The following is a 239-nucleotide window of genomic DNA, read 5'->3' on the forward strand; positions in this document are numbered from 1 at the left end:
GATCCGCGCGCACGCCAGCGTGATGGCGATCGTCTCGACGAGCACGGGCAGGTACACGACGGCGCGGTCGCCCGCCTCGGTGCCCAGCTCCTCGAGGGCGTTCGCGGCCTGGGCGGCCTCGCGCTGCAGCTGTGCGTAGGTGACGGCGCGGCGGGCGCCGGGCCCGCCCTCGAAGGACAGGGCGGCCTTCTCCCCGCGCCCCGCCGCCACGTGGCGGTCCCCGCAGTGCACGGCCACGC

At 77.8% G+C, this 239-nt stretch carries 1 protein-coding gene; it reads right to left on the reverse strand.

The features are described 5' to 3' along the window. On the reverse strand, nucleotides 1-239 hold a 239-nt coding region (locus tag KVS67_RS13025), incomplete at both ends, for an AMP-binding protein (protein WP_217565553.1).

Origin of the sequence: Micrococcus sp. GbtcB5 (assembly GCF_019091605.1) — a bacterium.
Classification (GTDB): domain Bacteria; phylum Actinomycetota; class Actinomycetes; order Actinomycetales; family Micrococcaceae; genus Micrococcus; species Micrococcus luteus.